Annotated in this window: 23 protein-coding genes, 1 tRNA gene and 2 riboswitches; of the genes, 17 read left to right on the forward strand and 7 right to left on the reverse strand. The window is 72.8% G+C overall.

Translation table 11 applies throughout. The annotated features are described in order from the left end of the window. Positions 1–7 precede the first annotated feature (7 nt). The 7 genes from ACWDXC_RS00785 (at position 8) to ACWDXC_RS00815 (ending at position 9047) form a co-directional block, all read left to right on the forward strand. Positions 8–1378 carry a glutamine synthetase family protein gene (locus ACWDXC_RS00785; RefSeq protein ID WP_449976608.1) on the forward strand — a complete coding sequence of 457 codons (1371 nt, stop codon included), beginning with the start codon at positions 8–10 and terminating at the stop codon, positions 1376–1378. A 2-nt stretch (positions 1379–1380) separates the two neighbouring features. Further along, entirely contained in the window at positions 1381–2724 is a 1344-nt protein-coding gene (locus ACWDXC_RS00790; protein WP_449976610.1) for an aldehyde dehydrogenase family protein, read from the forward strand. Between the two features lie 3 nt (positions 2725–2727). Then, positions 2728–3492 (forward strand): 3-oxoacyl-ACP reductase, encoded by a 765-nt coding sequence (locus ACWDXC_RS00795; protein ID WP_219510409.1) that lies wholly within the window; start codon positions 2728–2730, stop codon positions 3490–3492. Further along, the gene (locus tag ACWDXC_RS00800; protein ID WP_449976612.1) at positions 3489–4181 is read left to right on the forward strand and encodes a gamma-glutamyl-gamma-aminobutyrate hydrolase family protein; all 693 of its coding nucleotides are present in this window, start codon (positions 3489–3491) and stop codon (positions 4179–4181) included. The genes ACWDXC_RS00795 and ACWDXC_RS00800 overlap by 4 nt, the downstream gene beginning before the upstream one ends. 43 nt (positions 4182–4224) lie before the next feature. Continuing rightward, positions 4225–5196, forward strand: a complete 972-nt coding sequence (locus tag ACWDXC_RS00805; protein WP_449976615.1) for a LysR family transcriptional regulator — start codon at positions 4225–4227, stop codon at positions 5194–5196. 100 nt (positions 5197–5296) lie between these two features. Next, the gene (locus tag ACWDXC_RS00810; protein ID WP_449976618.1) at positions 5297–7609 is read left to right on the forward strand and encodes a M4 family metallopeptidase; all 2313 of its coding nucleotides are present in this window, start codon (positions 5297–5299) and stop codon (positions 7607–7609) included. 76 nt (positions 7610–7685) lie between these two features. Beyond that, entirely contained in the window at positions 7686–9047 is a 1362-nt protein-coding gene (locus ACWDXC_RS00815; protein WP_449976621.1) for a M28 family peptidase, read from the forward strand. Positions 9048–9108: 61 nt separating this feature from the next. On the opposite strand, the gene ACWDXC_RS00820 is transcribed toward ACWDXC_RS00815, so the two are convergent. Further along, complete coding sequence (locus tag ACWDXC_RS00820) at positions 9109–9942, reverse strand: hypothetical protein (RefSeq protein ID WP_449976623.1); 834 nt, start codon at positions 9940–9942, stop codon at positions 9109–9111. 92 nt (positions 9943–10034) lie between these two features. Beyond that, positions 10035–10132: riboswitch (glycine riboswitch) on the forward strand. Continuing rightward, positions 10133–10228, forward strand: a riboswitch (glycine riboswitch). 34 nt (positions 10229–10262) lie between these two features. Here ACWDXC_RS00820 and gcvT point away from each other — a divergent pair. The 3 genes from gcvT to ACWDXC_RS00835 are packed head-to-tail and all read left to right on the forward strand — an operon-like array spanning position 10263 to position 13163. Further along, a complete protein-coding gene (gcvT, locus tag ACWDXC_RS00825; RefSeq protein ID WP_449976625.1) occupies positions 10263–11348 on the forward strand; it encodes a glycine cleavage system aminomethyltransferase GcvT in 1086 nt (361 codons plus the stop codon). Then, positions 11345–11734, forward strand: coding sequence for a glycine cleavage system protein GcvH (gene gcvH / locus ACWDXC_RS00830; protein ID WP_219510403.1), 390 nt, complete (start codon positions 11345–11347; stop codon positions 11732–11734). Before gcvT ends, gcvH begins: the two co-directional genes overlap by 4 nt. A 52-nt stretch (positions 11735–11786) precedes the next feature. Further along, a complete protein-coding gene (locus tag ACWDXC_RS00835; RefSeq protein WP_449976628.1) occupies positions 11787–13163 on the forward strand; it encodes an L-serine ammonia-lyase in 1377 nt (458 codons plus the stop codon). A 42-nt stretch (positions 13164–13205) separates the two neighbouring features. On the opposite strand, the gene ACWDXC_RS00840 is transcribed toward ACWDXC_RS00835, so the two are convergent. Next, positions 13206–13709 (reverse strand): hypothetical protein, encoded by a 504-nt coding sequence (locus ACWDXC_RS00840; protein WP_219510401.1) that lies wholly within the window; start codon positions 13707–13709, stop codon positions 13206–13208. Next, positions 13706–14305 (reverse strand): DUF6286 domain-containing protein, encoded by a 600-nt coding sequence (locus ACWDXC_RS00845; RefSeq protein ID WP_219510400.1) that lies wholly within the window; start codon positions 14303–14305, stop codon positions 13706–13708. Before ACWDXC_RS00845 ends, ACWDXC_RS00840 begins: the two co-directional genes overlap by 4 nt. Before the next feature lie 165 nt (positions 14306–14470). Here ACWDXC_RS00845 and ACWDXC_RS00850 point away from each other — a divergent pair, with 165 nt between their 5' ends. After that, positions 14471–15664 carry an amino acid deaminase/aldolase gene (locus tag ACWDXC_RS00850; protein WP_219510399.1) on the forward strand — a complete coding sequence of 398 codons (1194 nt, stop codon included), beginning with the start codon at positions 14471–14473 and terminating at the stop codon, positions 15662–15664. Between the two features lie 53 nt (positions 15665–15717). On the opposite strand, the gene ACWDXC_RS00855 is transcribed toward ACWDXC_RS00850, so the two are convergent. After that, positions 15718–16047 (reverse strand): DUF3618 domain-containing protein, encoded by a 330-nt coding sequence (locus ACWDXC_RS00855; RefSeq protein WP_364180470.1) that lies wholly within the window; start codon positions 16045–16047, stop codon positions 15718–15720. A 125-nt stretch (positions 16048–16172) separates the two neighbouring features. Here ACWDXC_RS00855 and bcp point away from each other — a divergent pair, with 125 nt between their 5' ends. Together bcp and ACWDXC_RS00865 are read left to right on the forward strand one after the other, a co-directional pair. Beyond that, on the forward strand, positions 16173–16646 hold the full coding sequence (gene bcp, locus ACWDXC_RS00860; RefSeq protein ID WP_219510397.1) for a thioredoxin-dependent thiol peroxidase: 474 nt from the start codon (positions 16173–16175) through the stop codon (positions 16644–16646). A 141-nt stretch (positions 16647–16787) separates the two neighbouring features. Then, a tRNA-Leu gene (locus ACWDXC_RS00865) sits at positions 16788–16872 on the forward strand. Between the two features lie 120 nt (positions 16873–16992). Here ACWDXC_RS00865 and ACWDXC_RS00870 read toward each other — a convergent pair. Next, the gene (locus ACWDXC_RS00870) at positions 16993–17922 is read right to left on the reverse strand and encodes a 2-hydroxyacid dehydrogenase (protein ID WP_449976634.1); all 930 of its coding nucleotides are present in this window, start codon (positions 17920–17922) and stop codon (positions 16993–16995) included. 283 nt (positions 17923–18205) lie between these two features. On the opposite strand from ACWDXC_RS00870, the gene ACWDXC_RS00875 reads away from it, so the two are divergent. From ACWDXC_RS00875 to ACWDXC_RS00890, 4 genes are all read left to right on the forward strand, one after another. Next, positions 18206–19387 (forward strand): sensor histidine kinase, encoded by a 1182-nt coding sequence (locus tag ACWDXC_RS00875; RefSeq protein WP_443681636.1) that lies wholly within the window; start codon positions 18206–18208, stop codon positions 19385–19387. A gap of 11 nt (positions 19388–19398) precedes the next feature. Next, on the forward strand, positions 19399–20049 hold the full coding sequence (locus ACWDXC_RS00880) for a response regulator transcription factor (protein ID WP_364180474.1): 651 nt from the start codon (positions 19399–19401) through the stop codon (positions 20047–20049). 107 nt (positions 20050–20156) lie between these two features. Then, entirely contained in the window at positions 20157–20909 is a 753-nt protein-coding gene (locus ACWDXC_RS00885; RefSeq protein ID WP_308126017.1) for an ABC transporter ATP-binding protein, read from the forward strand. Position 20910: 1 nt separating this feature from the next. Further along, positions 20911–23400: an ABC transporter permease gene (locus ACWDXC_RS00890; protein WP_449976638.1), complete on the forward strand. Its 2490-nt coding sequence runs from the start codon at positions 20911–20913 to the stop codon at positions 23398–23400. A 160-nt stretch (positions 23401–23560) separates the two neighbouring features. On the opposite strand, the gene ACWDXC_RS00895 is transcribed toward ACWDXC_RS00890, so the two are convergent. Beyond that, the gene (locus ACWDXC_RS00895) at positions 23561–23824 is read right to left on the reverse strand and encodes a hypothetical protein (RefSeq protein WP_449978137.1); all 264 of its coding nucleotides are present in this window, start codon (positions 23822–23824) and stop codon (positions 23561–23563) included. Positions 23825–23826: 2 nt separating this feature from the next. Continuing rightward, on the reverse strand, positions 23827–24408 hold the full coding sequence (locus ACWDXC_RS00900; RefSeq protein ID WP_219510390.1) for a toxin glutamine deamidase domain-containing protein: 582 nt from the start codon (positions 24406–24408) through the stop codon (positions 23827–23829). Positions 24409–25997 lie beyond the last annotated feature (1589 nt).

A 25997-nucleotide genomic window follows, 5' to 3' on the forward strand; every position in this document is an offset into this window, starting at 1 on the left:
AAGCGGGATGGGCGTGAACGAGCGGGCCGGGTTCCTCGCCGTTGGCGAGCTGCGGGACGAGGTGGCCGCGGGGCGGATCGACACGGTCCTGCTCGCCGTCGCCGACATGCAGGGCAGGCTCCAGGGCAAGCGGCTGTCGGCCCGCTACTTCCTGGACGAGGTGCTCCATCACGGCTCCGAGGGCTGCAACTACCTGCTCGCCGTGGACGTCGACATGAACACCGTCGCCGGCTACGCGATGTCGTCCTGGGAGCGCGGCTACGGCGACTTCGTGATGAGGCCCGACCTGTCGACGCTCAGGCGCGTCCCCTGGCAGGAGGGCACCGCCATGCTGATGGCGGACCTGGCCTGGGAGGGCGGCGCCGACGTGACGGCCTCGCCGCGCCAGATCCTGCGCGCGCAGCTCGCCCGTCTGGCCGAGCGCGGCCTGTGCGCCCAGGTGGGCACCGAGCTGGAGTTCGTCGTCTACGACGACACCTACGAGGACGCGTGGCGGCGCGCCTACCGCGACCTGACGCCCGCCAACCTCTACAACGTCGACTACTCCCTGCTCGGCACCGCCCGCGTGGAGCCGCTGCTGCGCCGCATCAGGCTCGGCATGGAGGGCGCCGGCCTGTACGTCGAGTCGGCCAAGGGCGAGTGCAACCTGGGCCAGCACGAGATCGCCTTCCGCTACGCCGAGGCGCTCGTCACCTGCGACAACCACGCCATCTACAAGAACGGCGCCAAGGAGATCGCCGCCCAGGAGGGCAGGGCGATCACGTTCATGGCCAAGCCGAACCAGCGCGAGGGCAACTCCTGCCACATCCACCTGTCGCTGCGCGGCCTCGACGGCGAGCTGGTCATGGCGGGCGAGGGCCCGCACGGGCTGTCGCCGCTCGGCCGCGCGTTCGTCGCCGGTCAGCTCGCCTGCCTGCGCGAGCTCACCCTCATGTACGCGCCCAACGTCAACTCCTACAAGCGCTTCGTGCCCGGCAGCTTCGCGCCCACGGCGGTCAAGTGGGGCGTGGACAACCGGACCTGCGCGCTGCGCCTGGTGGGCCACGGGCCGTCGCTGCGGATCGAGAACCGGGTGCCGGGCGGCGACGTGAACCCGTACCTGGCGGTGGCGGCGATGGTGGCGGCGGGGCTGCACGGGATCGACGGCGGGCTGGAGCTGGAGGCGGCGTTCGAGGGCAACGCGTACGCCTCCGGCGCGCAGACGGTGCCCGCCACGCTGCGGGACGCGCTGGCGCTGTTCGAGGGGTCCAAGCCGGCCAGGGAGGCGTTCGGCGAGGACGTGGTGGCGCACTACGCGAACAACGCCCGGGTGGAGCTGGCCGCCTTCGACGCGGCGGTGACCGATTGGGAGCTGTTCCGAGGTTTCGAGCGGATGTGAGCATGCGGATCATCAATCCGGCGACCGAAGAGGTCGTCGCCGAGGTCGAGTTCGCCGGGGCCGCCGAGGTGGACCTGGCCGTGGAGCGTGCCAGGAAGGCGCAGGCGGCCTGGCGCGAGGTCGCGCCGGGAGACCGGGCGCGGCTGCTGCGCGCGTTCGCGGACGTGGTGGACGCGCACGCCGAGGAGCTGGCGCTGCTGGAGGTGGCCAACTCCGGACACCCGATCGGCAACGCCCGCTGGGAGGCGGGGGCCGTCCGCGACGTGCTGCACTTCTACGCCGCCGCGCCGGAGCGCAACCACGGCAAGCAGATCCCGGTGGCGGGCGGCGTGGACGTGACGTTCCAGGAGCCGCTGGGCGTGGTGGGCGTGATCGTGCCGTGGAACTTCCCGATGCTGATCATGAGCTGGGGCGTCGCCCCGGCGCTGGCGGCGGGCAACACGGTGATCGTCAAGCCGGCCGAGTGGACGCCGCTGACGGCGCTGCGGCTGGCCGAGCTGGCGCTGGCGGCGGGGCTGCCCGAGGGCGTGCTCCAGGTGCTGCCGGGGGCGGGCGAGGTCGCGGGCGCCCGGCTGGTCGAGCACCCGGACGTGGCCAAGATCGTGTTCACCGGCTCGACCGAGGTGGGCAAGGAGATCGCCGCCAAGGCGGCGCACCACGTCAAGCGCCTCACGCTGGAGCTGGGCGGCAAGTCCGCGAACATCATCTTCGCGGACGCCGACGTGGAGAAGGCCGCCGCCGCCGCGCCGTACGCCGTCTTCGACAACTCCGGCCAGGACTGCTGCGCCCGCTCCCGCGTCCTGGTCCAGGCCGAGGTGTACGACGAGTTCCTGGAGCGCCTGTCGCGGGCCGTGCTCGCCGTGCGCGTGGGCGACCCGCTCGACCCGGCCACCGAGATGGGCCCGCTCATCAGCGCCGAGCACCTGGCCAGGGTCAGCGGCTTCGTCGAGGCCGAGCCGTACCTTCAGGGCTCCTGCCCGCAGGGCAAGGGCTTCTGGTTCCCGCCGACGGTGCTGACGCCGGCGGTGACGGACCGGGCGTTCACCGAGGAGATCTTCGGCCCGGTGGTGTCGGTCGTCCCGTTCGCCGACGAGGCCGAGGCGGTGCGGATCGCCAACGACACCCGCTACGGCCTGAGCGGCTCCATCTGGACCCGCGACGTCGGCCGGGCGCTGCGCGTGGCCAGGGCCGTCGAGGCGGGCACACTGTCGGTGAACTCCAACTCGTCCGTACGCCACTGGACCCCGTTCGGCGGCTTCAAGCAGTCGGGGCTGGGCCGTGAGCTGGGCCCCGACGCCTTGACGGCCTTCACCGAGACCAAGAACGTCTTCATATCCACGGAGTAGCGCATGCAGCGTTTGCAGGACCGCGTCGCCGTCATCACCGGGGCGGGCAGCGGCATCGGCCTGGCCACCGCGCGCCGGTTCGCCCAGGAGGGCGCCCGCGTGGTGTGCGCCGACATCGACGAGGAGGCGGGCGTCAAGGCCGCGGCCGAGGTCGGCGGCCTGTTCGTCAAGGCGGACGTGACCAGTGAGGAGGACGTCGAGCGGCTGTTCCGCACGGCGTTCGAGACCTACGGCAGCGTGGACGTCGCGTTCAACAACGCGGGCATCTCGCCGCCGGACGACGACTCCATCCTGGAGACCGGCCTCGACGCCTGGCGGCGGGTCCAGGAGGTCAACCTGACCAGCGTCTACCTGTGCTGCAAGCACGCCCTGGAGTACATGCGCCGCCAGGGCAAGGGCTCGATCATCAACACGGCCTCGTTCGTCGCGGTGATGGGCTCGGCCACCTCGCAGATCTCCTACACCGCCTCCAAGGGCGGGGTGCTGTCGATGTCGCGCGAGCTCGGCGTCCAGTTCGCCCGCGAGGGCATCCGGGTCAACGCGCTGTGCCCGGGGCCGGTCAACACGCCGCTGCTCCAGGAGCTGTTCGCCAAGGACCCGGAGCGCGCCCAGCGCCGCCTGGTGCACGTGCCGATCGGGCGCTTCGCCGAGGCGTCGGAGATCGCGGCCGCGGTGGCGTTCCTGGCCAGCGACGACGCCTCGTTCATCACCGCGTCGCAGTTCCTGGTCGACGGCGGCATCTCCGGCGCGTACGTGACGCCGCTGTGAGCCGTCCGGTCATCGGCGTCACCTGCTACGTCGAGCCCGCGCGCTACACGGTGTGGGAGACGACGGCGGCGCTGCTGCCGTACGCGTACGTGGAGCAGGTCGTGCGGGCGGGCGGCCAGCCGGTCGTGCTGCCGCCCGCCGGCGCGCCCGCCGAGCTGGTCACGCGGCTGGACGGGCTGATCGTGGCAGGCGGCGGCGACATCGCCCCGGCGCGCTACGGCGCGCCACGGGACGAGCGGACAGGATACGTACGGGAGTTCCGCGACGAGGCGGAGTTCGCGCTGCTGCGGGCGGCGCTGGATGCCGGGCTGCCGTTCCTGGGCGTGTGCCGGGGGCTCCAGGTGCTGAACGTGGCGCTCGGCGGCACGCTCCACCAGCACCTGCCGGACGTCGTCGGGCACACCGGCCACTCCCCCGCGCCGGGCGCGTTCGGGTGGTCGCCGGTCCGGCCGGTGGCGGGCAGCCGGGTGGCGAAGGCGATCGGCGACGGCCCGGTGGACGTGCCGCACTACCACCACCAGGCCGTGGACCGCCTGGCGGCCGGGCTGGTGGTGACGGCCACGGCGGACGACGGCACGGTCGAGGCCGTCGAGCTGGACTCCCATCCGTTCGCCGTGGCGGTCCAGTGGCATCCGGAGGCGGCCGCGGGCTGCGAGCTGTTCGAGGCTCTGGTCGCGGCCTGTCCCTGATTGGGCCTTACTGGAAAGCTTCTTTACTTTTAAGCTCGAAGGCGTGGAACTCGAGGTGCGCCACCTCCGGGTGCTGTGCGCGATCGCCGACACCGGCAGCATTTCCCGCGCCGCCGGCGCCCTGGGGATGTCCCAGCCCGCCCTGGCCGCCCAGCTCCAGCGGATCGAACGGCGCCTCGGCGGCACGCTGTTCGAGCGCGGGCCGGACGGCGCGACGCCCACCCCGCTCGGCGCGTGGCTGCTGGTCAGGTCGCGGTCGCTGCTGCCCGCCTTCGAGGAACTGGAACGCGACACCCTGCGCCGCGCCGAGGCCGCCGGGCACGCCCGCATCCGGGTCGGCTGCGCGCCCACCCGGCTGGCGATCTACGTGGCCAAGAGCCTGCGCACGCTGCTCCCCGACGCCGACGTCAGTCTGCGCACCGAGCAGTCGCTGGACCCGCTGCCCGGCCTGCTGGCCGCCGAGCGGATCGAGCTGGCCACGCTGGACGACTACCCGGGGCACGAGCTGTCGCCGCCGCAGGGCGCGGTCTACGCGGTGGTCGCCACCGAGCCGCTGTTCGTGGGCCTGGCGCACGACCACCCGCTGGCCGCGCAGGAGGAGGTGGAGCTGGCCGACCTGGCGGACGCCGACTGGGCGCTGCCGCCGCTGATCGAGGCGGGCCCGCGCGAGCACTTCTGGGCCGCCTGCGCCGAACGCGGCTTCGAGCCCCGCATGTCCTACGGCGTCAACCTCGACGTGGCGCTCGACCTGATCTCCGAGGACCGGTGCGTCGGCCTCTTCCAGGCGACCGCGCCGCCCCGGGGCCGGGTCACGCTGCGCCCGCTGGCCGGGACCCCGCTGCGCTTCCGGCACCTGCTGGGCTGGTCGGCCCGCGGCCCGCTCGCCGCGACCGCGGCCGACCTGGTCCAGGCCGTGCGGAAGACGTACTGGGCGGAGTCGGTGCGGGCGCCCGCCTATCGGACCTGGTTGAAGCGCCACGGGCCACTCGATCATGGCCATAGCGTGACGTTATAGGAAAATGTTGGGTACCAGTTTTCGTACTGGCGGTGGCATGGTTTGAGTGACCCCAGCCGGCCGGGGCTCTTCCACTCCACACCCCCGTAGGAGCCAGAGAGTGAACCCCAGACTCAGGTTGGGGGCTGCCGCCACGCTCGCGTTAGCCCTGATCACCAGCACGCTCGCGGGCGCCACCAGCGCCCAGGCGATGCAGGTGGCCGATCCCCCCAGTCCGGACGAACGCCGCAACGCGCTCACCACCGCGACCAGCCTCATGCTCGCCGAGCCGGCGGCGCTCAAGGCGGCGGCGGAGGACGAGTTCACGCTCTCGTCCGCCGTCACCGGCGTGCGCGGCCTGCAGTTCCTCACCTACTCCCGGACCCACCAGGGCCTGCCCGTCTACGGCGGCGACGTCGTCGTGGGCACCGACGAGTCCGGCGCGGTCGTCAACACGGTCACCACCGGCCAGCGCGCCACCATCGACGTGAGCGTCAAGGCCCGCGTCACCGCGGCCGCCGCGGCCGTCGCCGCCAGGAAGCACCTCGGCACCGAGGCGGCCAGCGTCGCCACGCCGAAGCTCGTCGTGCACGCGGCCACCGCGACGCCGAAGCTCACCTGGGAGGTCGTCGTCACCGCCGCCGACCGCCCGAGCATCCTCCACGTGTTCGTGGACGCGCGCACCGGCAAGGTCGTCGACTCCTGGGACGAGGTCAGGGCGGGCACCGGCAACGGCCACCACGTCGGCACCGTCTCCATCGACACCACGCCGTCCTACACGATGCGCGACCCGAACCGTCCCGGCGTGCAGTGCGGCGGGCAGAACGGCCAGCCGTTCACCAAGACCACCGACACCTGGGGCAACGGCAGCGGCACCAACATGGAGACCGCCTGCGTGGACGCCCTCTACGGCGCCCAGAAGCAGTGGGACATGATGCGCGAGTGGCTCGGCCGCAACGGCGTCAACGGCCAGGGCGGCGGCTACCCGGCGCGCGTGGGCCTGTCGGCGGTCAACGCCTACTGGTACGGCTCCTACGCCAACTTCGGCCGCAACCAGGCCGGCAGCTCCCAGCTCACCTCCATCGACGTGGTCGCCCACGAGTTCGGGCACGGCGTCTTCCAGTTCTCCGGCGGCGGCGGCGCCGGCAGCGGCAACGAGGCCGGCGGCCTGAACGAGTCGACCGGCGACATCTTCGGCGCCCTGACCGAGGCGTACGCCAACAACGCCAGCGACCCGGCCGACTACCTGGTCGGCGAGAAGGTCAACCTGGCCGGCAACGGCCCGATCCGCAACATGTACAACCCGCAGGCGCTCAACCACCCCAACTGCTACAGCGCCCAGATCCCGAACACCGAGGTGCACGCCGCGGCCGGGCCCCAGAACCACTGGTTCTACCTGGTCGCCGAGGGCACCAACCCGGCGGGCAAGCCCGCCAGCACCCGCTGTGACGGCGGCGGCGCGATCACCGGCATCGGCATCCGCAAGGCCGGCGAGATCTTCATGACCGGCCTCAACGCCAAGACGCAGCCGTGGACGCACGCCAAGGCCCGCGTCGCCACGCTGAACGCCGCCAGGACGCTCTACACCGGCTGCGCCGAGTACAACGTGGTCAAGGCCGCGTGGGACGGCATCAACGTCCGCCCGCAGGCCGGAGAGCAGCCCTGCAACCAGGGCAACGAGTTCTCGATGACGCTGAACCCCGCCTCCGGCAGCACGCAGCCGGGCGGCACGGCCACCACGACCGTCAGCACGACCGTGACCAGCGGCTCCGCGCAGGCGATCACGCTGCGGGCGAGCGGGCTGCCCTCGGGTGTCAACGCCTCCTTCAGCCCGCCCACCATCCAGGCCGGCCAGAGCTCCACGCTCACGCTGACCACCTCCGCCAACAGCCCGCAGGGCGCCCACGCGATCACCGTGACGGCCGACGGCGCCGACGTGGACCGGACCGCGACCTACAACCTGCAGCTCGGCGAGGTCGCCGACGACTTCTCCGTCACCGTGACCCCGTCCTCGGCGTCGGTGCAGCCGGGCAGCTCCGCCACGACCACGCTGGCCACCCAGATCACCTCGGGCGACGCGCAGAGCGTCGCGCTGACGGCGAGCGGCGCGCCCGCCGGCGTCACCGTGACCTTCAGCCCGCAGACGATCAACTCCGGCCAGTCGTCCACGGTCACGGTCGCCACCACGGCGAGCGTCACGCCGGGCACGTACCCGATCACGCTGAACGCCGACGGCGCAAGCGTCGACCGCACGGCCACGTTCACCCTGACGGTGGGCAGTGACCAGGGCGGCGACGCCTGGGCTCCGTGGACCCCGTACGCGACCGGGGACGTCGTCACCCACCAGGGTTCCAGCTACCGATGCCTCCAGGCGCACACCAGCCTCCCCGGCTGGGAGCCGAACCTGGTGCCTGCTCTCTGGCAGCGGATCTGACCCCTCAAGACCGGGCGGCCACGCCGGGGTGGCCGCCCCCCTTTTCTCAGACAGGCGGGACACCGTGAAACTCACCATGGGCGCAGTCGCGACGCTCGCGCTGACGCTGACCTTCTTACAGCCGCAGACGGCCAACGCCGTCGCGGAGACCGCCCCGGACATCCCGATCTCCAACGTGACGGCGCATCTGGCCCAGTTCCAGCAGATCGCCAACGCCAACGGAGGCAATCGGGCCTCGGGCCGGCCGGGCTTCACCGCCTCGCTGAATTACATCAGGGGCAAGCTCGACGCGGCCGGGTACACCACCCGGGTGCAGAGCTTCAGCGGCGGCAGCAATCTGATCGCCGATTGGCGAGGCGGTCCGGCCGGCCCGGTTCTCATGCTCGGCGCGCACCTCGACGGCGTCAGCGCCGGAGCGGCCATCAACGACAACGCCTCGGGCTCCGGGGCGCTGCTGGAGGTCGCGCTCACGCTGGCCGCCAGGAACCCGACGCTCACCAAGCACGTGCGTTTCGGCTGGTGGGGCGCGGAGGAGCAGGGCCTCGTCGGCTCCCGCTACTACGTGCAGAACGGCGGCGCCCAGGGCGTCGAGGCGTACCTGAACTTCGACATGATCTCCTCCAGGAACGCCGGCTACTTCGTCTACGACGACGACGCCACGCTGCGGCAGGCGTTCACCGAGTACTTCACCTCGATCGGCGTCCAGCCGGACCCCGACCGCGAAGGTGACGGGCGCAGCGACCACGCCTCGTTCAAGAACGCCGGGGTGCGGGTCGGCGGCCTGGCCACCGGAGCGGGCGCGATCAAGACGGCGGCCCAGGCGGCCAAGTGGGGCGGCACCGCGAACGCGCCGTTCGACAGCTGCTACCACCGGGCGTGCGACACCTACCCGGCCAACGTCAACACCACCGCGCTCGACCGCAACACCGACGCCATCGCGCACGCGCTGTGGAAGCTCGCGGTCGGCTCGGAGAACCCGCCCGCCGACGACTACACGATCTCGGTGAACCCGGCGTCGGCGTCGGTCGACCCGGGCGGCACGGCCACCACGACCGTGAGCACCCAGGTCAGCTCCGGGCAGGCGCAGAGCGTCACGCTCTCGGCGAGCGGCGCGCCCGCCGGCGTCAGCGTCACGTTCAGCCCGGCGACGATCACCGCGGGCCAGTCGTCCACGGTCACGATCGCCACCACCGCCGGCACCGCGCCGGGCACCTACCCGATCAGCGTCAACGGCGACGGGGCGAGCGCCGACCGGTCGGCCTCGTTCTCGCTCACCGTGGCCGGCGACACGGGCGGCGGCACCTGGGCGGCGTACACCTCGTACGCGGCCGGGGACGTCGTCACCTACCAGGGCTCCAGCTACAGATGCCTGCAGGCGCACACCAGCCTGCCGGGCTGGGAGCCGACCAACGTGCCCGCGCTGTGGGCGCGCGTCTGATCCCTCCTGGACACCGCGTGCGGGCCGCCTCTGCCATGACCGGCCCGCACGCGGCCACCACCTAACCGACCGGCTTCAGGACGTCCTCCACCACGACGGCGTCCCCGTAGGCGGCCGCCAGGCGCTCGCGCTGCTCGGGGGTGGCCAGCCACATGGTCACCTCCACCCGGTTGCGCGTCTCGCTGGTGGCGGCCTCCAGCACGCCCTTCTCGTCCATGACCCGCTCCTGGATCCCGTAGAGCTCGGCCCGCGTCCGCTTCGCGCCGGTGACGCAGAGCGCGCCGCCCCACACCTCCCGGATCCACGCCTCCCGGCCTGACAGGCCGCCGGTGAAGGCCAGGTTCAGCACGACGTCGCGGGCGTGGTCCTCGCCCTCCTCCGGCGCATCCGGGTCGAGCCGGTCGATCCACGCGCCGGCGAACTCCTTGGCCGATCCGGCCCTGGCGATGGCCTCGTTCATGGCGTCCATCGTCGTCCTGGCCGGGTCGACCGGCTTCCAGCCACCCTCGGGGGCGGGGCACGGCGTCCCGATGCGGTCCGGCCGGTCCGCTCCTCCTTCGGACGGGCGCGGCGGCTCGGTGAGCGTGAGCCGCTCGCCGTCCCAGGTGCCGGTGACCACGTACAGGCCCCAGCGGGTGCTCGCGGCCGACTCGTGGCGGACCTCGCTCCAGTCCCAGCCCACCACGTCGGGGCCGCCGCACTGGGGCGGCATCGACTCCAGCAGCGCGCGGCACATCTGCGGGCCGTGCGTCCCGTCCTCCAGCACGGTCACCGTCGCCGTGTAGCGCGGGGGCGGCCCGGTGGGCCCGGTGGCGCCGGTGGGCCCGGCGGGCGCGGCGCCGCCCTGGGCGCCGCAGGCCGCCAGGCCCACCGCCAGCGCGAGGAACGCGGTCATCCGTCTCATACCTCTACGACGGGTACGGCGTCCGCCCGGTTCAGGGCGCGACAACACCGCCGTCACCCCACTAGGCTTGCGGACATCACCGACGAAACCGTGCGGGAGAGCGCCCTGACAGCCGGTCAGGGCCCCTGAAGGAGCAAGCCCTCCCCGCGAACCTCTCAAGGCAAAGGACCGCACGGCCGAGGTGACCTCTGGAAAGCAGGCCGGTAGGCCTCGCCGAAGGTGAAAGTCCGGCAAAACCCGGGCGAAGCTCTCAGGCATCGATGACAGAGGGGGAGGATGCTGGCATCCGACTCTGCCCTGAGGTGCGACCCATGTCCCGACCGACACCGCTGCGAGACGTCCACGAGGCTCTCGGCGCCACGCTCACCGACTTCGCCGGCTGGCTGATGCCGCTGCGCTACGGCAGCGAGTCCGCCGAGCACAACGCGGTCCGCCAGGCGGCCGGGCTGTTCGACCTCTCCCACATGGGCGAGATCTTCGTGACCGGCCCGCAGGCCGCCGAGGCGCTGGACTACGCGCTCGTGGGCCACCTGTCGGCGCTGGCGACGGGCCGGGCCCGCTACACCATGATCGTGGACGAGCGCGGCGGCGTGCTCGACGACCTCATCGTCTACCGGCTCGGGGACGAGGAGTTCATGGTCGTGGCCAACGCCTCCAACTACCCGAAGGTCGACGCGGAGCTGAAGAACCGCGCCAAGTCGTACGACGCGGTGGTCGAGGACCGCTCCGAGCAGTACGCGCTGATCGCGGTGCAGGGCCCGCGCGCGCAGGAGATCCTCGCCACGCTCACCGACGCCGACCTGGCCGGGCTCAAGTACTACGCCGGTCTGCCCGGCGTCGTCGACGGGCGCCAGGCGCTCATCGCCCGCACCGGCTACACCGGCGAGGACGGCTTCGAGCTGTTCGTGGCCAACGAGGACGCCGTGCCGCTCTGGCACGCCCTGACGTCGGCCGGGGCGCCGTACGGGATCAAGCCCGCCGGTCTGTCCAGCCGCGACACGCTCCGCCTGGAGGCGGGCATGCCCCTGTACGGCAACGAGTTGAGCGCGGAGCTGACCCCGTTCGACGCGGGGCTGGGCAGGGTGGTGAAATTCGACAAGCCGGGCGACTTCGTCGGCAGGTCGGCGCTGGAGGCGGTCAAGGACACCGCTCCCGCGCGCCGGCTCGTCGGCCTGGTCGCGCGGGGCCGCCGGGTGCCCCGTCACGGGTACCCGGTCACCAAGGACGGTGCCGTCGTCGGCGAGGTCACCAGCGGGGCGCCTTCCCAGACCCTGGGCAAGTGCATCGCGCTGGCGTACGTCGACACCGGGGTCAGTGAAGGTCTGGCCGTGGACATCCGGGGCAGCCAAGAACCCGTGGACCTGGTTGAGCTGCCCTTCTACAGGAGGAACAAGTGAGCAACATCCCTGACGACCTGAGCTACACCAAGGAGCACGAGTGGGTTGCCGGGATCGACGACGGGATCACCGTCACGATCGGCATCACGGCGTTCGCCGCCGAGGCTCTGGGTGACGTCGTCTTCGTGCAGCTCCCCGACGCCGGGTCGGTCATCGAGGCGGGCGACTCGGTCGGCGAGGTCGAGTCGACCAAGTCCGTGAGCGAGATCTACAGCCCGGTCGGCGGCGAGGTCGTCGAGATCAACCAGGCCCTGGTGGACGACCCGTCGCTGGCCAACAGCGACCCCTACGGCGACGGCTGGATGTTCCGGGTGCGCGTGGACGGCGACCCGAAGGACCTGCTGACGCCCGAGGAATACACCGCCCTCACCTCGGGCGACTCCTGACAGCACCGCCGGGGCCCGGTAGCGGGCCCCGGCCCTCCCGAAAGGCGCGTCAATGGCGATCAGCGTCTTCGACCTCTTCAAGGTCGGCATCGGCCCGTCCAGCTCCCACACGGGCGGCCCGATGGCGGCCGCGCACAAGTTCGCGCGCGGCCTGAACGACGACGGCCTGCTGGAGCGCACCGCGCGCGTCGAGGCCATCCTGTACGGCTCGCTCGGCCTCACCGGCAAGGGCCACGGCAGCGACAAGGCCGTCCTGCTCGGCCTGTCGGGCGAGAAGCCCGAGCTGGTGGACGTCGACAGCATCGACGAGCGGCTGGCCGCCATGCGCGGCTCCGGCACCGTCACGCTGTACGGGGTCCGCGAGATCCCCTTCGTCGTGGGCCAGGACCTCGTCTTCGAGCGGAAGATCTCGCTGCCCGAGCACCCGAACGGCATGCGCTTCACCGCGTTCGACGAGTCGGGCGCCAAGCTGCGGGAGAAGGTCTACTTCTCCGTCGGCGGCGGCTTCGTCGTGGACGAGAAGGCCACCGGGGCCGACCGCATCAAGCCCGACGACACCGTGCTCCCCTACCCGTTCACCACGGCGGAGGAGCTGCTCAAGCACTGCTCCAACACCGGCCTGTCGATCTCCGCGCTCATGCTGGAGAACGAGAAGGCGTTCGGCCGCTCCGAGGCCGAGATCCGCGCCGGGATCCTGCACCTGTGGCAGGTCATGTCCGACTGCGTCCAGCGGGGCATCTCGCAGGAGGGCGTGCTGCCCGGCGGCCTGAAGGTCAAGCGCCGGGCCAACCGCCTGCACCGGCGGCTGCAGACCGAGTCGGCCGAGCGCGACCCGCTCCAGGCGATGGACTGGGTCTCCCTGTTCGCGCTGGCCGTCAACGAGGAGAACGCGGCCGGCGGCCGCATCGTCACCGCCCCGACCAACGGCGCGGCCGGCATCATCCCCGCCGTGCTGACCTACTACTCCCGCTTCACCCCCAACGCCGACGACGAGGGCGTGGTCCGCTTCCTGCTCACGGCCGCCGCGATCGGCGTGCTGTTCAAGGAGAACGCCTCCATCTCCGGGGCCGAGGTCGGCTGCCAGGGCGAGGTGGGCTCGGCCTGCTCGATGGCCTCCGCCGGCCTCACCGAGGTGCTGGGCGGCACCCCGGAGCAGGTGGAGAACGCGGCCGAGATCGGCATCGAGCACAACCTGGGCCTGACCTGCGACCCCATCGGCGGGCTGGTGCAGATCCCGTGCATCGAGCGCAACGCGGTGGCCTCCATCAAGGCCATCACCGCCGCCCGCATCGCGCTGCGCGGCGACGGACGCCACCACGTGTCGCTGGACAAGGCCATCAAGACCATGCGCGACACCGGGCGCGACATGCTCGACAAGTACAAGGAGACCTCGCGCGGCGGCCTCGCGGTCAACGTCATCGAGTGCTGAACGCGCGGTGACCGGCGTGGTGACCGGCGCGGTCGTTCAGCTTCAGCGCCGGACGTGGATGCGGACGACGGCGCCGAGGTCGTCGTCGCGCACCTCGCGGCGGATGCGGCTGACGATCTCGCGGTCCAGCTTGGCCACGACCGCGCCGACGTCCGTGGCCGCCGGGCAGGTCAGGCCGATGCGCAGCCTGGCCCCCTCGCCGACGACCCGCACCCCGGCCCTGGCCAGGCCGTCCACGTCCTTGAGTCCCACGCAGAGCATCGCCGTCCCGGTGCCCGACCGGGAGCCGTAGCGCCCCCAGCCCAGGCTCAGCAGCAGCCAGCGCAGCGTGACCAGGGCGAGCACCAGCAGCACCAGCGCCACCACCCACAGCGCCCACGGCTGCTCGGCCAGCGCCCGCGCGGTGCGCTCCGGCAGCACCTTGGCCTTCGGCGGCAGCCCCGCCAGCTTGTCGTGGCCGCGCAGCCAGGCGTAGCCGCCCGCCACGAGCAGCACCGCGCCGACGACGGCCAGGCCGATCCGGTTGCCCGCGTACTGCCGCATCACAGCCCCCTCCTGCGCAGCCGCACCACGACCTCGCCCGCGGCCAGCGTGCCGACGCCCGCCAGGCGGTCGCCCACCGCGTTCCCGACCTGCCTGAGCATCGTGCCCGAGCTCTCCCCCTCGGTCACGACGGTGACCTCGATGCGCCGCCTGCGCAGCCGTACCTGGGCCCGGCGCACGCCGTCCACCTCCTGGGCGACGGCCCGCAGCGTACGGCGCAGGCCCGAGCGGGTGATGCCGATGACGATCAGCGGGTCGGTGGTCTCCACCGGGACCAGCCGGGAGCGGCCGGGCAGCAGCGCGAGCAGCAGCAGCACCGCGCCCGTGCCCGCGAGCGCCACCGCGACGGCGTCCAGCTCGCTCCAGGAGGAGGCGGACGCCAGCTCGGCGGCCTCGTTGACCGGCACCCAGCCGAGCGGCCGGCCCATCAGCGACGCCACCACCTCGGCGCAGGTCAGCCCGAGCGCGGCCGTCAGCACCAGGGCCACGGCCACCGCGGCGGGCGTGCGCGCGGGTCTGAGCACCCGGTTGGACCTGCGGAGCGGGGTGTCCTGCGCGGCGACGGCCGCACCGGGCAGGATCTGCTGGAGCGTGGTCATCACAACGACCAGAGGTACACGGGTCCCCGACCGGCTCGACCGCGCCCCCGCCGCCCGTTTGCAGGATCATTACGGGCCCGGCGATCAATGGGCGGATATGCCGTGGTTGCCCGCCGGGGGCACGCACCCCTGCCGTGTCCGTTTTACCTGGATTACGCTGCCGGTATGGATGACCGCCAGCGCTACGACCGGGCCACGGCCGCTCTTGAGCCGCCGTTCGCGATCCTCGACCTGGAGGCGCTGCGCGCCAACGCCCGCAGCCTGGTGCGGCGGGCGGCCGGCAAGCCGATCCGCGTCGCCACCAAGTCGGTGCGCTCGCGGGCGGTGCTGGAGCGGGTGCTGGCCCTGGACGGGTTCCGCGGGCTGATGGCCTTCACGCTGCCCGAGGCGCTGTGGCTGGCGGAGCAGGGGTTCGGCGACATCCTGGTGGCCTATCCGACGGCCGACCGGCGGGCGCTGGCCGCGCTGGCGGGCTCGGCGGAGGCCGCGGCGGCGATCACGCTGACGGTGGACTCGGCGGAGCACCTGGCGTTCATGGACCATGCGGTGGCGGGGGTCCACCCGCGCCACGAGATCCGGATATGTATGGACATCGACGCCGGATTTGTGGCCTTTGGTGGGAAATTTCGGGCGGGGGCGCTCCGCTCTCCCATCCGCGAGCCCGACCAGGCTGCCGACCTGGCCGCCGCCATCGCCAAACGCCCCGGCTACCGCCTGACCGGGCTGCTCGCGTACGAGGCCCAGATCGCCGGCGTCGGCGACGCCCCCCAGGCCCGCGCCGCGTACGCCCGGCTCGTCAAGGCCATGCAGACCCTGTCGGCCCGCGAGCTCGTCGTGCGCCGCGGCCGCATCGTCAACGCCGTGCGCCAGGTCGCCGACCTGGAGTTCGTCAACGGCGGCGGCACCGGCTCCATCGAGCGCACCGTACGCGAGAAGGCCGTCACCGAGGTCGCCGCCGGGTCCGGGCTCTTCCATCCCCGGCTGTTCGACTTCTACAGCCGCTTCAGCGGCCACCCCGCGGCCCTGTTCGCGCTCCCCGTCGTGCGGCGGCCCGCGCGCGACGTCGTCACCGTGCTCGGCGGCGGCTATCTCGCCTCCGGCGCCCCCGGCCCCAGCCGCCTGCCGCAGCCCTACCTGCCCGCCGGCCTGCGCTACGCGCCCGACGAGGGCGCGGGCGAGGTGCAGACCCCGCTCATCGGCGCGCCCGCCGAGGACCTGCGCACCGGCGACCGCGTCTGGTTCCGGCACGCGAAGTCGGGCGAGCTGTGCGAACGCTTCGACGCCCTCCACCTCGTCGAGGGCGACACGCTCACCGAGACCGTCCCCACCTACAGAGGCGAGGGCCGCACCTTCCTCTAGAGGCCCCAAAAAGACGGGTCAGCGGCGGCGACGCCGGAGCCCCCAGGAACGGGTCAGCGGCGGCGACGCCGGCGCCACAGGACCACCGCCGCGCCGATCACCAGCGCCGCGCCCACGCCGATCAGCACCGGCGCCAGGCTCGGCGCCTCGTCGTCCCACAGCCGGTCGGGGTCGTCACCGAACTCCACCGGCCGGGGCGACATCCCCAGCGCGTCGCTCACCGAAGCCGCGAGGCTCCCCGCCCGGGACTTCACATCCGCCACCGTGCGCTCGGCCACACGCTTCGGGCTCACCCGGTCGGCGATCGCGTCGACCGTCTGCGCCAGCTCCGCCCGCGTCCGCGCGATGCGCCGCTCCAGCTCATCGGGATCGGTGTCAGCCATGACTCTCCTCTCGGCCGCGCTCCTGCCCGTGCCCTCACATGTCCTGATCAGTCTGTCAGGTCCGCACGCCGTACGGCACGGCGGGCGGCCAGGTAGGTTTTCCTGGAGAAACTCCTGGAGGACCCATGACCGAGACCAGGCTCGCCCCCGGCGACGCCGCCCCCGAGTTCGCGCTGCCCGCCGCCGGCGGCGACGAGATCTCCCTCGACGCCTACAGAGGCAAGCGGGTGATCCTCTATTTCTACCCCGCCGCGATGACTCCCGGGTGCACGAAGCAGGCGTGCGACTTCCGCGACAGCCTCGCCCAGCTCACCGCCGACGGCTTCGTCGTCCTCGGCGTGTCGAAGGACAAGCCGGAGAAGCTCGCCAAGTTCGCCGAACGCGACGCGCTGACCTTCCCGCTCCTGTCCGACCCGGGGCTGGAAATCCACAAGGCGTACGGCGCGTACGGCACCAAGAAGCTCTACGGCAAGGAAGTCGTGGGCGTCATCCGCTCCACGTTCGTCATCGACGCCGACGGCAAGATCGAGCAGGCCCTCTACAACGTGAAGGCCACCGGGCACGTGGCGAGCCTGAAGAAGAAGCTCGGCCTCTCCTGACCACTCCCCGCGGGCTCCGATCCGGGAGCCCGCTCGGGGCGAATTGACACGCACCGCGCCTTGTCCGTGCCGGTAGGTGACGTGGCACCGGTGCGTGGCCGGAGCGCTAAACTATTCACGGCCCGCCTTTGGCGGGATTGCGCGGGCGTGGCGAAATCAGGCATACGCGGCAGGTTTAGGTCCTGTTGGTGGAGACACTGTGGGGGTTCGAGTCCCCCCGCCCGCACATCAATGACACCGTCCGGCAATTGGCCGATATGTGTTCGCCCGGAAATGCGATGCGCCGAAACCCGGCCGGTTATTCGGCACGGCGGCACCCCGAAATACGGACGCGAACGAAATGGCGTCAGCCGACCAGATTCGCGGGCCGCTCGCCCCGGGCGAATTGGGCGAGCTGGTCGGCCGCGACCTGCCACGAGCGTTCGTCCGCCTGCGGCACCGTGCCCGCGACGTGCGGGGTGATGATGACGCCCGGCGTGTGCCACAGCGGGTGGTCGCCGGGCAGCGGCTCGGGGTCGGTGACGTCGAGGACGGCGCGCAGCCGCCCGGAGCGGGTCTCGCCGAGCAGCGCGTCGGTGTCGACGACGGGGCCGCGGGCGGCGTTGACGAGGACGGCGCCGTCGCGCATGCGGCCGAGGAACCGCTTGTCGGCCAGGTGGTGGGTGTCCGGGGTGTGCGGGAGCATGAGCGCCACCACGTCGTGGGCGGGCAGCAGGCCCGGCAGGTCGTCCAGGGCACGCACGCCGTCACGGGCGCGGCGGGCCACCATCGTGACGCGGGCGCCGAACGGCTCCAGCCGGACGCGGAGCTGCGTGCCGAGGTCACCGGCGCCGAGCACGAGCACGCGCTTGCCCGCCAGCGACTCGGCCATGCGGGGACGCCAGCGGGCGGCGGCCTGGTCGGCGGCGAAGCCCGGCAGGTCCCTGTAGAGGGACAGGAGGGCGGCGACGGCCCATTCGGCGACCGCCGCGCCGTGGGCGCCCCGGGCGCTGGACAGGGCGACGTGGGCGGGCAGGCGGCCCTGCCACTGGTCGGTGCCGGCGCTGAGCGTCTGGACGAGGCGCAGCCCGGGCAGCTCGCCGATCAGGGCCAGCACGCGGTCGACCGGGCGCGAGGGCACGACCATCGCGCGGGCCTCGGCGGCTCCCGGCGGCAACGGGGCCCCGACGTCGTACAGGAGGGGCCGCAGGCCGGTGACGGCGGACAGGGCCGCGCGGCCGCGCTCTTCGGGCACCAGGACGACGAGGTCCTGCGGACGGTTGTGGTGCGCTGACATGCGGGTCCCCGGTCTCGGATCTTTCGGCCGGGGGAGACTCTAGCCCAGCGGCCCGCAAGCGGATCGGGTCGCGCGGAGCTTCCTCGTCTCCGCGCGACCCGGCTTCGCGATCATGATCGCCATCACGATCTCTCCCTTTACTCACCCCAGAGGGTGCTCCCGACGACTACTTTGCCTGCCGGGCCGTAAGACCCGCGTAAGACCGGAGCCGTGTAAGACCAGGGTCGTAGGCGTACTTCACTCTCAAGGCTGAGCCGCCCCACTCCCGGGTTTACGTATCGTGATGGTTGTGTTCGGCAGGGTACGGGCGTGGTCGAGGCGCCATGTGAAGCTGATGGACGCCCTGCGGGTGGCTCCTCTCGCGCTGCTGTGCCTGCTGCCCGTCGTGCCTTATCTGACCTACGCGCCCGACGGGTCGCTGCCGCCGCTCAACGCGCCCGTCTACGCGGTGCTGACGCTGGCGCTGCTGCTGCCGTTGCTGTGGCGGCGGCGTCCGCTGGCGGTGTTCGCCGTGGTGTCGCTGGTCAGTTTCGCGCAGTGGGCGGCCCAGATCGAGGTGCTGCCGGCCAACATGGCGGTGCTGGTGGCGCTGTGGTCGGTGGTCTACCAGTGCGCGTTCCGGTGGGCGCTGGCGGCGCTGATGGTGGCCGAGCTGGGCGTGTTCCTGGCGCTGGTGCAGTGGGACACGCCGACGCTGGGCATGTTCACCACCAGCACGATCTTCGTGATGGCGCTCTGGCTGACCGGCCTGTACGCGAGCACGCGCCGCCGCTACCTGGAGGGGCTGGAGGAGCGCGCCGAACGCGCCGAGCGCGAGCGCGACCAGCAGGCCCGGATGGCGGCCGCCGCCGAGCGGGCCAGGATCGCCAGGGAGCTGCACGACGTGGTGGCGCACAACGTGAGCGTCATGGTCGTGCAGGCCGACGGCGCGGGCTACGCCATCGACAGCGACCCCGAGCAGGCGCGGCAGGCCGTACGGACGATCTCCAGGACCGGCCGGGAGGCGCTGGCCGAGATGCGCCGGCTCGTCGGCGTGCTGCGGCAGGACGACGGCGGCACCGACTACACGCCGCAGCCCGGTCTGGCGCAGCTCGACGAGCTGGTGCGGGCTGCGGGCGTGCCCGCGCGGCTGCGGGTCACGGGCCGGCGCACCGAGCTGACCGAGGGCAAGCAGCTGGCCGTCTACCGGATCGTCCAGGAGGCCCTGACCAACGCGCTCAAGCACGGCGGGCCGGGCGTCCGCGCGCAGGTCGAGCTGCGCTACAGCGGCCCCGAGCTGGTCGTGCGGGTGACGGACGACGGCCGCGGCGCGGCCGCCCCGGCCACCGAGACGGGCGGCCACGGGCTGGTGGGCATGCGGGAGCGGGTCACGATGTACGGCGGCGCGGTCACGGCCGGGCCGCGCGCGGGTGGCGGGTTCGAAGTGCTGGCGCGGCTGCCCACGGCCGAGTCGAAAGCGGCTTAGGAGAGCGGCGGATGATACGGGTCATGCTGGTCGACGACCAGCAGTTGCTGCGGGCCGGGTTCCGCATGGTGCTGGGCGCGCAGCCCGGCATCGAGGTGGTGGCCGAGGCGGGCGACGGCCAGCAGGCGATCGAGGTGCTGCGCACGGTCGAGGTGGACGTCGTCCTGATGGACGTGCGGATGCCGCGCATGGACGGCGTCGAGGCGATCAAGCACATCACCGGCCCGAAGGTGCTGGTGCTGACCACGTTCGACCTCGACGAGTACGCGTTCGCGGCGATCAGGGCGGGCGCGTCGGGGTTCCTGCTGAAGGACGTGCCGACGGCGGAGCTGGTGACGGCGATCCGGTCGGTGCACGCGGGCGAGGCCGTGATGGCGCCGACGACGCTGAAGCGGATGCTCGACCGGTTCGCCACGTTCCTGCCGACGGAGGAGCCCGCGGCGGCGACGGAGCTGACGCCGCGCGAGCGCGAGGTGCTGCTCATGGTGGCGCGCGGCCGCTCCAACCTGGAGATCGCCGCCGAGCTGGAGGTGGCGGAGGCGACGGTCAAGACGCATCTGGGCCGGGTGCTGGCCAAGCTGGGGCTGCGCGACCGGGCGCAGGTGGTCGTCTACGCCTACGAGGCCGGGCTCGTGGTGCCCTCGCATCGGCCGAACGGCTGACCCGGGTCATCCACGGTCCTACACGAAGTCCGTCCTCAAGGCCCAGGTCCGGCGGGTTTCGCGCCCCTAGCGTGAGTCGCGTTGTTTTCGCACGACGAGGAGTGAACGTGACTCTCACCGAGACCCCGCGCCAGGCGCCGCCGGCAGTGGTGGCCAAGGGGCTGTCCAAGGTGTACGGCCAGGGCGACGCCCGGGTGCACGCCCTGCGCGAGGTGGACGTGGCCTTCGCCACCGGCGCCTTCACCGCGATCATGGGCCCGTCCGGATCGGGCAAGTCCACGCTGATGCACTGCCTGGCCGGTCTCGACAGCGCGACCGCGGGCACCGTGCACATCGGTGACGTGGAGCTGACCGGGCTCGGCGACAAGCAGCTCACGCTGCTGCGCCGGGAGCGGATCGGCTTCATCTTCCAGGCGTTCAACCTGCTGCCGACGCTGACCGCCGAGGAGAACATCCGGCTGCCGCTGGAGATCGCCGACCGGCAGGCCGACCAGGTGCTGTTCGACCGGGTCATCGAGACCGTCGGGCTGAAGGACCGGCTGCGCCACCGGCCCAACGAGCTGTCCGGCGGCCAGCAGCAGCGCGTGGCCGTGGCCAGGGCGCTCATCAGCAAGCCGCAGGTGATCTTCGCCGACGAGCCGACCGGCAACCTCGACTCGCGCAGCGGCGCCGAGGTGCTGTCGTTCCTGCGCACGTCGGTGCGCGAGCTGGGCCAGACGATCGTCATGGTCACGCACGACCCGATGGCCGCCTCGTACGCCGACCGGGTGGTGTTCCTGCGGGACGGCTCGCTGGTCACCGAGATCACCTCGCCGACGCCGCAGTCGGTGCTCGACACGCTGATGAAGCTGGAGGCGTGAGGTGCTGAAGACCGCCAGGGCGGGGCTGCGCGCGCACAAGGTGCGGCTGCTGCTCACCTCGCTCGCGATCATGCTGGGGGTCGCGTTCATCACCGGCACGTTCGTGCTGAACGACACGGTCCAGGCCGGGTTCGAGGAGCGCGTCACGGCCGACGCCGGCAAGGTCGCGGTGGCCGTGCTGCCCGGCAAGCCGGACAAGGGCATCGCGCCGGAGACGCTGGAACGGGTGCGCGCCGTCCCCGGCGTCCAGGAGGCGCACGGGCTGGTCCGCGGCAGCGCGCCGCTGCTCGGCAAGGACGGCAAGGCCGTCGGCAGCCTGCCCACGACGGCGATCTCCGTCGTGCCGGGCGTGCTGGCCCGCACCTCCATCGTGAGCGGCACCGGGCCCGGCAGCGACGACCAGGCGGCCGTGCTCGACGAGAACACCGCCAAGGCCGAGGGCTTCCAGGTCGGCGACACGATCACGGTGCTCGACGCCAAGCAGCGCGAGCACACGTTCAAGCTCGTCGGGCTGTTCGACCCGGGCGTGGACCAGGAGCTGGCCTTCACCGGGGCGCTCGGGTTCACCACGGCGACGGCGCAGCGGATGACCGGCGAGCGGGAGTTCGCCGAGATCGACGTCGCGGGGGCCGACCCCGTCGCGCTGAAGCGGGCCGTCGCCTCGGCCGCCGGCGCCGGGCTCGTCGTCAAGACCGGCGACGAGCTGGCCTCCGACCTGGCCAAGTCCGCCGGGCTGCAGATCGAGATGCTCACCCTCGGGCTGCTGATGTTCGGGTTCGTGGCGATGCTGGTGGCGACGCTGGTCATCTACAACACCTTCAACATCCTCGTCGCGCAGCGGACCCGGGAGATGGCGCTGCTGCGGTGCATCGGGGCGACGCGCGGCCAGGTGTTCGGCTCGGTGCTCGTCGAGTCGGCGGTGGTCGGGCTGATCGCGTCGGTGCTCGGGCTGGCCGCCGGCTACGGCCTGAGCGCGATCACGCTGGCCGTGCTGCGCGCGGTGGACGCGCCGCTGCCCACCGAGGCGGCGATGCGGCTCACCCCGGCCACGATCGGCATCGGCCTGGCCGTCGGCCTGGTGGTCACGGTCGGCGCCGCGGTGCTGCCCGCCCGTACCGCCACCCGCGTCGCGCCGATCGCGGCGCTGCGCACGCAGACCGAGGAGCAGACGTTCCGCACCGGGGTGCTGCGCGTGGCGTTCGCCGCGCTGTTCCTGCTGGGCGGCGTCGGGCTGGCCGCGGTCGGCGCGCTGGTGATGACGCCCGGCGAGCAGATCTCGCTGCTCGTCGTCATGGGCGGCGGCGTGCTGACCTTCCTGGGCGTGCTCATCATCGGGCCGCTGCTGGTCAGGCCGCTGAGCGCGCTGGTCGGCTGGCTCCCGGCGCGGCTGTTCGGGGTGCCGGGCAAGCTGGCCGTGGACAACTCCGGGCGCAACCCCAAGCGGGCGGCCACCACGACCGTGGCGCTGACCATCGGCGTGACGCTGATGACGCTCATCTCGGTGATCACCGCGTCGACCCGGGCCACCGTGACGGTCAAGCTCGACGACCAGTTCCCCGTCGACTACCAGCTCACCTCCCAGTCGCGCGAGTCCATCATCCCGCGCTCCATCGCCGACGAGCTGCGGGCCGCGCCCGAGCTGTCGGGCGTGGTGCAGATCCGCGACACGATGAGCGCGTCAGGCGACATCAAGGTCCAGGTGGGCGCTTTCCAGGGGCCGCTCAAGCCCGAGGTGACGTCCGGTTCGATCGGCGCGCTCGGGCCCGGCACGGCCGCCATCGCCGACCACGCCGCTACCGACCTGGGCGTCAAGGTCGGCGACACCGTCCCCGTCAAGACCAAGCGGTCCGGCACGATCGACCTGCGGGTGGTCGCCGTCTTCCCGGGCAGCGACTCGCCGCTGCCCACGATCACCATGTCCGCGCCGCAGTTCGACGAGGTGTTCGGGGCGGTGCCCGACAGCACCGTCGTGCTCAACATCGCCGACGGCGTGACCGCGGAACGGGCCCGCGCCGTGGTCGACGCCGCGGCGGCCGGCCACCCGACCGTCCAGGTGATGAGCTCGACCGAGATCCGCGGCGAGTTCGACCAGACGCTCGACATGGTGCTCATGATCATTACGGGGCTGCTCGGGCTGGCGATCCTCATCTCGCTGCTCGGCATCGCCAACACGCTCTCCCTGTCGGTCCACGAGCGGACCAGGGAATCGGCGCTGCTGCGGGCGCTCGGGCTCACCAGGCCGCAGTTGCGGCGGATGCTCTCCGTGGAGGCGTTGGTGCTCGGGCTGATCGGGGCGCTGGTGGGCGTAGTGCTGGGCATGTCGTTCGGCTGGGCCGCGGTGCGGGCGATGCTGTCGGGGGCCGTCTTCTCGGCGTCGCCGTGGCAGATCGCGCTGTTCGTGGTCGTGTCGGGGCTGGCCGGGGTGCTGGCGGCGGTCGTGCCGGCGCGGCGCGCCGCGCGGGCGTCGATCGTCGGGTCGCTCGCCACCTGACGCCGGGGAATTGGATAAATGCGGATAGAGATGGATAAAAGCCGCTAAATCCGGATAGGGCACTTGTAGGTCGGGCGTCCATGGGGGCGGCGCCCGGCCTCACCCGTCCCGCGCCGCCCTGGGCCCTGGGTCCTGGGCCGTCAGCCGAGGCCCTGGGCCGTCACCGGGGCCGATGCCCCGGCCACAGCTCCGCCACCGACTCCGGATCGAGCAGCGGCCGGGCCACCACCTCGCCCGTGGCCCGGTCGATCACCACGCAGCCCCCGCCCACCCCGTCGGGCAGCCGCGCCGGATCGTCAGGCTCCAGATCCCGCACCCACGCCACGTACCCCTCGGCGAACGCGTGGATGCCCACCGACAGCGCCTCCCCCGCCGGGCGCACCCCGTTGAAGTACTCCTCCGCCAGCGCCCTGGCCTGGTCCATGTTCACCGCGGCTGCCCCTGCCTGTCGAGAATCACGCAGAACACCCCCGTCACCGTCAGGTACGGCGGCTCCACCGCCATGTGCCCCCGCTGCGCGTCGATCCAGATCACCTCACCGTGGGAGTTCACCGCGTTCCACGCGTGCGTCCCGCCGCCCGGCCAGCGCACCACGATCACCGCCGACGCGCCGTGCCCCGCCTCCAGCAGCCGCCGCGCCACCATCGGGTACGCGTGCCGCCCCTGCCCCGCATGCTGGAACCGCTGACCGACCCAGCGCTCCATCCGCGCCGTGCTCCCCGCCTCACCGGTCAGCAACGGCCGCCCCACCCGGTCGTACTCGGGCATCCTCGGCGCCGACGCCGCCGGCTCCCCATGCCACGTGGACAGCACGGCAAGCGCGCAGTCGGCGGCATTCGACACGCGGAACGGATCATCCGCCGGGCCGCCGCCGTTGATCAGCCGCACCCAGGTGCCGCGCGGATCCGGGAACCGCGTCCCCATCGTGACCGCCGCCGCCAGATCCCGCTCCACCTGCGGATCCGGCGGCACCAGCCCGCCCGGCACCCCGTACGGCCTGCTGTCCACGAGCTTCGGCGGCCGATGCGGCCAGTCGAACCAGTCGTACTCCGCCGTCCCCCGCCGCCCCTCCCCCGCGAGAACCGCAGCCCCCCTGCCCTCACCGGCGCTCCGCCCCGGCCCGGAGTGACGAGCACCCGCCTGCGTAACCGACCGCGCCGCCCCCTCACCCTCCTGCGTGACCGACCGCGCGGCCGCCTCGCCCGGCTGCCCGCCGATTCGCGCGACAGTCTCGCCGGACCATACGCCGGCGCGCGCCTGCGCCTCACCCGGCCGCGCGCCGGTACCCGCCGCCGCCTCCCCGGACCGACGGGCCGGGTCCTCAAACCCCGGTACCGGCCGTACGGCAGATCGCGCCGACGCCTCGTCGGGCGGATGAGGCGACCACTCGGGCCGCTCGCCCTGCCGCGCGGCGGAACGCGGAGACGCATCGCTCAGCCACGTGGCAGGAGGAGCCGCCGCTCCCCCAGCCCGGTGCGCCGCCCCCTCGGGCCGCTCACCCGGCCGCCCGGACGCATCGCTCAGCCGCGCGGGCGGGTCGCTCGGGCGGACGGCGGGTGGCTCGCCTGGCCACGTGGGCGAGGGGGACCTGTCCGGCCACCTGGCAGCGGACGCTTCTCCGGGCCAGGTCGTCGGGCGGGACTCCGGCGGCTCCTCGCGTCGAGCGGCCGACCTCGTGGGCGGCTCGTTGGGGGGCGTGACCGGTTCGGACGGCAGGTGGCCCGGCCAGGCGGGCAGTTGGCCCAGTTCCTGTGGGGAGCGGGGTCGCTTCGACGACGGCCCGGGGCCGTTCGGCGCGGCCCTCCCGGCCTGCGGAGAGGCGGCGCCGTTCGACGAGGCGCCGGTGCCGTTCGAGGATGGGACAGTGCCGTTCGCTGGGGCGGTGGTCCCGTGTGGCGGGGTGGCGCCATGTGGTGGGGTGGGCGTGCCTGGCCATGCCGAGCAGCCCGGCATCGCGCCCGTCGCAGCAGCGCCGTTCGCCGCACCGGGCATCCCGCCGCCTGCCGCCGTGCCGTTCAGTGTGCCGTTCGGCGTGCCGTTCGAGCGCCCGTGCGGTGAGCCCGGCATGACGGTGCCGAGCGACGGGCCGGGCCAGGTGTGCTGGGCGTGGTGGGCCCCGGACGGCGGGGCGTTCTGGGTTTCGGACGGCGGGCTCTGGCCGGCGCTCGGCGGCCGGCTCTGCGGGAAGGAGCCGTTCGGGTGGGAGGCCGGGGCCGACGAACCTGGGGTGCGGGACTCCCCGGTCAGCCACCGGCCGTCGTACGGGGTGCCGCCGGGCGCGGGGCCCGTGCCGTTGGGCGCGGGTGGCTTGCCACCGGGCACGCGTTCCCCGCCCTCTGGTGAAGATGAGCCTTTCCGCAGGTCGAAGGGCGCGCTCGGGCGCGACTGGGCCGGGTCCGGCCGGGTGCCGCCCCCGGCTCCCGTGGAGGTGGCGTCGGACCAGATGGTGTCGGCCCACGCGACCTCCTGCCGAGGAGCCTCGGTACGGGCCGCGTCCCCCGGAGCGACGCCACCCCGAGCGCGGTCACTTCCAGAACGGTCGCCTCCAGCGCGGCCGTCTCCGAGGTGGCCACCCCGGACGTCGCCGCCCTGGGCGC

This window comes from Nonomuraea sp. NPDC003214, assembly GCF_053590035.1.

What these genes read in the sequence shown, in the direction of transcription:
- ACWDXC_RS00785 (WP_449976608.1), top strand. Translation starts at nt 8, where the DNA reads ATGGGCGTGAACGAGCGGGCCGGGTTCCTCGCCGTTGGCGAGCTGCGG.
- ACWDXC_RS00790 (WP_449976610.1), top strand. Translation starts at nt 1,381, where the DNA reads ATGCGGATCATCAATCCGGCGACCGAAGAGGTCGTCGCCGAGGTCGAG.
- ACWDXC_RS00795 (WP_219510409.1), top strand. Translation starts at nt 2,728, where the DNA reads ATGCAGCGTTTGCAGGACCGCGTCGCCGTCATCACCGGGGCGGGCAGC.
- ACWDXC_RS00815 (WP_449976621.1), top strand. Translation starts at nt 7,686, where the DNA reads ATGGGCGCAGTCGCGACGCTCGCGCTGACGCTGACCTTCTTACAGCCG.
- ACWDXC_RS00820 (WP_449976623.1), bottom strand. Translation starts at nt 9,942, where the DNA reads ATGACCGCGTTCCTCGCGCTGGCGGTGGGCCTGGCGGCCTGCGGCGCC.
- gcvT (WP_449976625.1), top strand. Translation starts at nt 10,263, where the DNA reads ATGTCCCGACCGACACCGCTGCGAGACGTCCACGAGGCTCTCGGCGCC.
- ACWDXC_RS00835 (WP_449976628.1), top strand. Translation starts at nt 11,787, where the DNA reads ATGGCGATCAGCGTCTTCGACCTCTTCAAGGTCGGCATCGGCCCGTCC.
- ACWDXC_RS00845 (WP_219510400.1), bottom strand. Translation starts at nt 14,305, where the DNA reads ATGACCACGCTCCAGCAGATCCTGCCCGGTGCGGCCGTCGCCGCGCAG.
- ACWDXC_RS00850 (WP_219510399.1), top strand. Translation starts at nt 14,471, where the DNA reads ATGGATGACCGCCAGCGCTACGACCGGGCCACGGCCGCTCTTGAGCCG.
- ACWDXC_RS00855 (WP_364180470.1), bottom strand. Translation starts at nt 16,047, where the DNA reads ATGGCTGACACCGATCCCGATGAGCTGGAGCGGCGCATCGCGCGGACG.
- bcp (WP_219510397.1), top strand. Translation starts at nt 16,173, where the DNA reads ATGACCGAGACCAGGCTCGCCCCCGGCGACGCCGCCCCCGAGTTCGCG.
- ACWDXC_RS00870 (WP_449976634.1), bottom strand. Translation starts at nt 17,922, where the DNA reads ATGTCAGCGCACCACAACCGTCCGCAGGACCTCGTCGTCCTGGTGCCC.
- ACWDXC_RS00875 (WP_443681636.1), top strand. Translation starts at nt 18,206, where the DNA reads ATGGTTGTGTTCGGCAGGGTACGGGCGTGGTCGAGGCGCCATGTGAAG.
- ACWDXC_RS00880 (WP_364180474.1), top strand. Translation starts at nt 19,399, where the DNA reads ATGATACGGGTCATGCTGGTCGACGACCAGCAGTTGCTGCGGGCCGGG.
- ACWDXC_RS00895 (WP_449978137.1), bottom strand. Translation starts at nt 23,824, where the DNA reads ATGGACCAGGCCAGGGCGCTGGCGGAGGAGTACTTCAACGGGGTGCGC.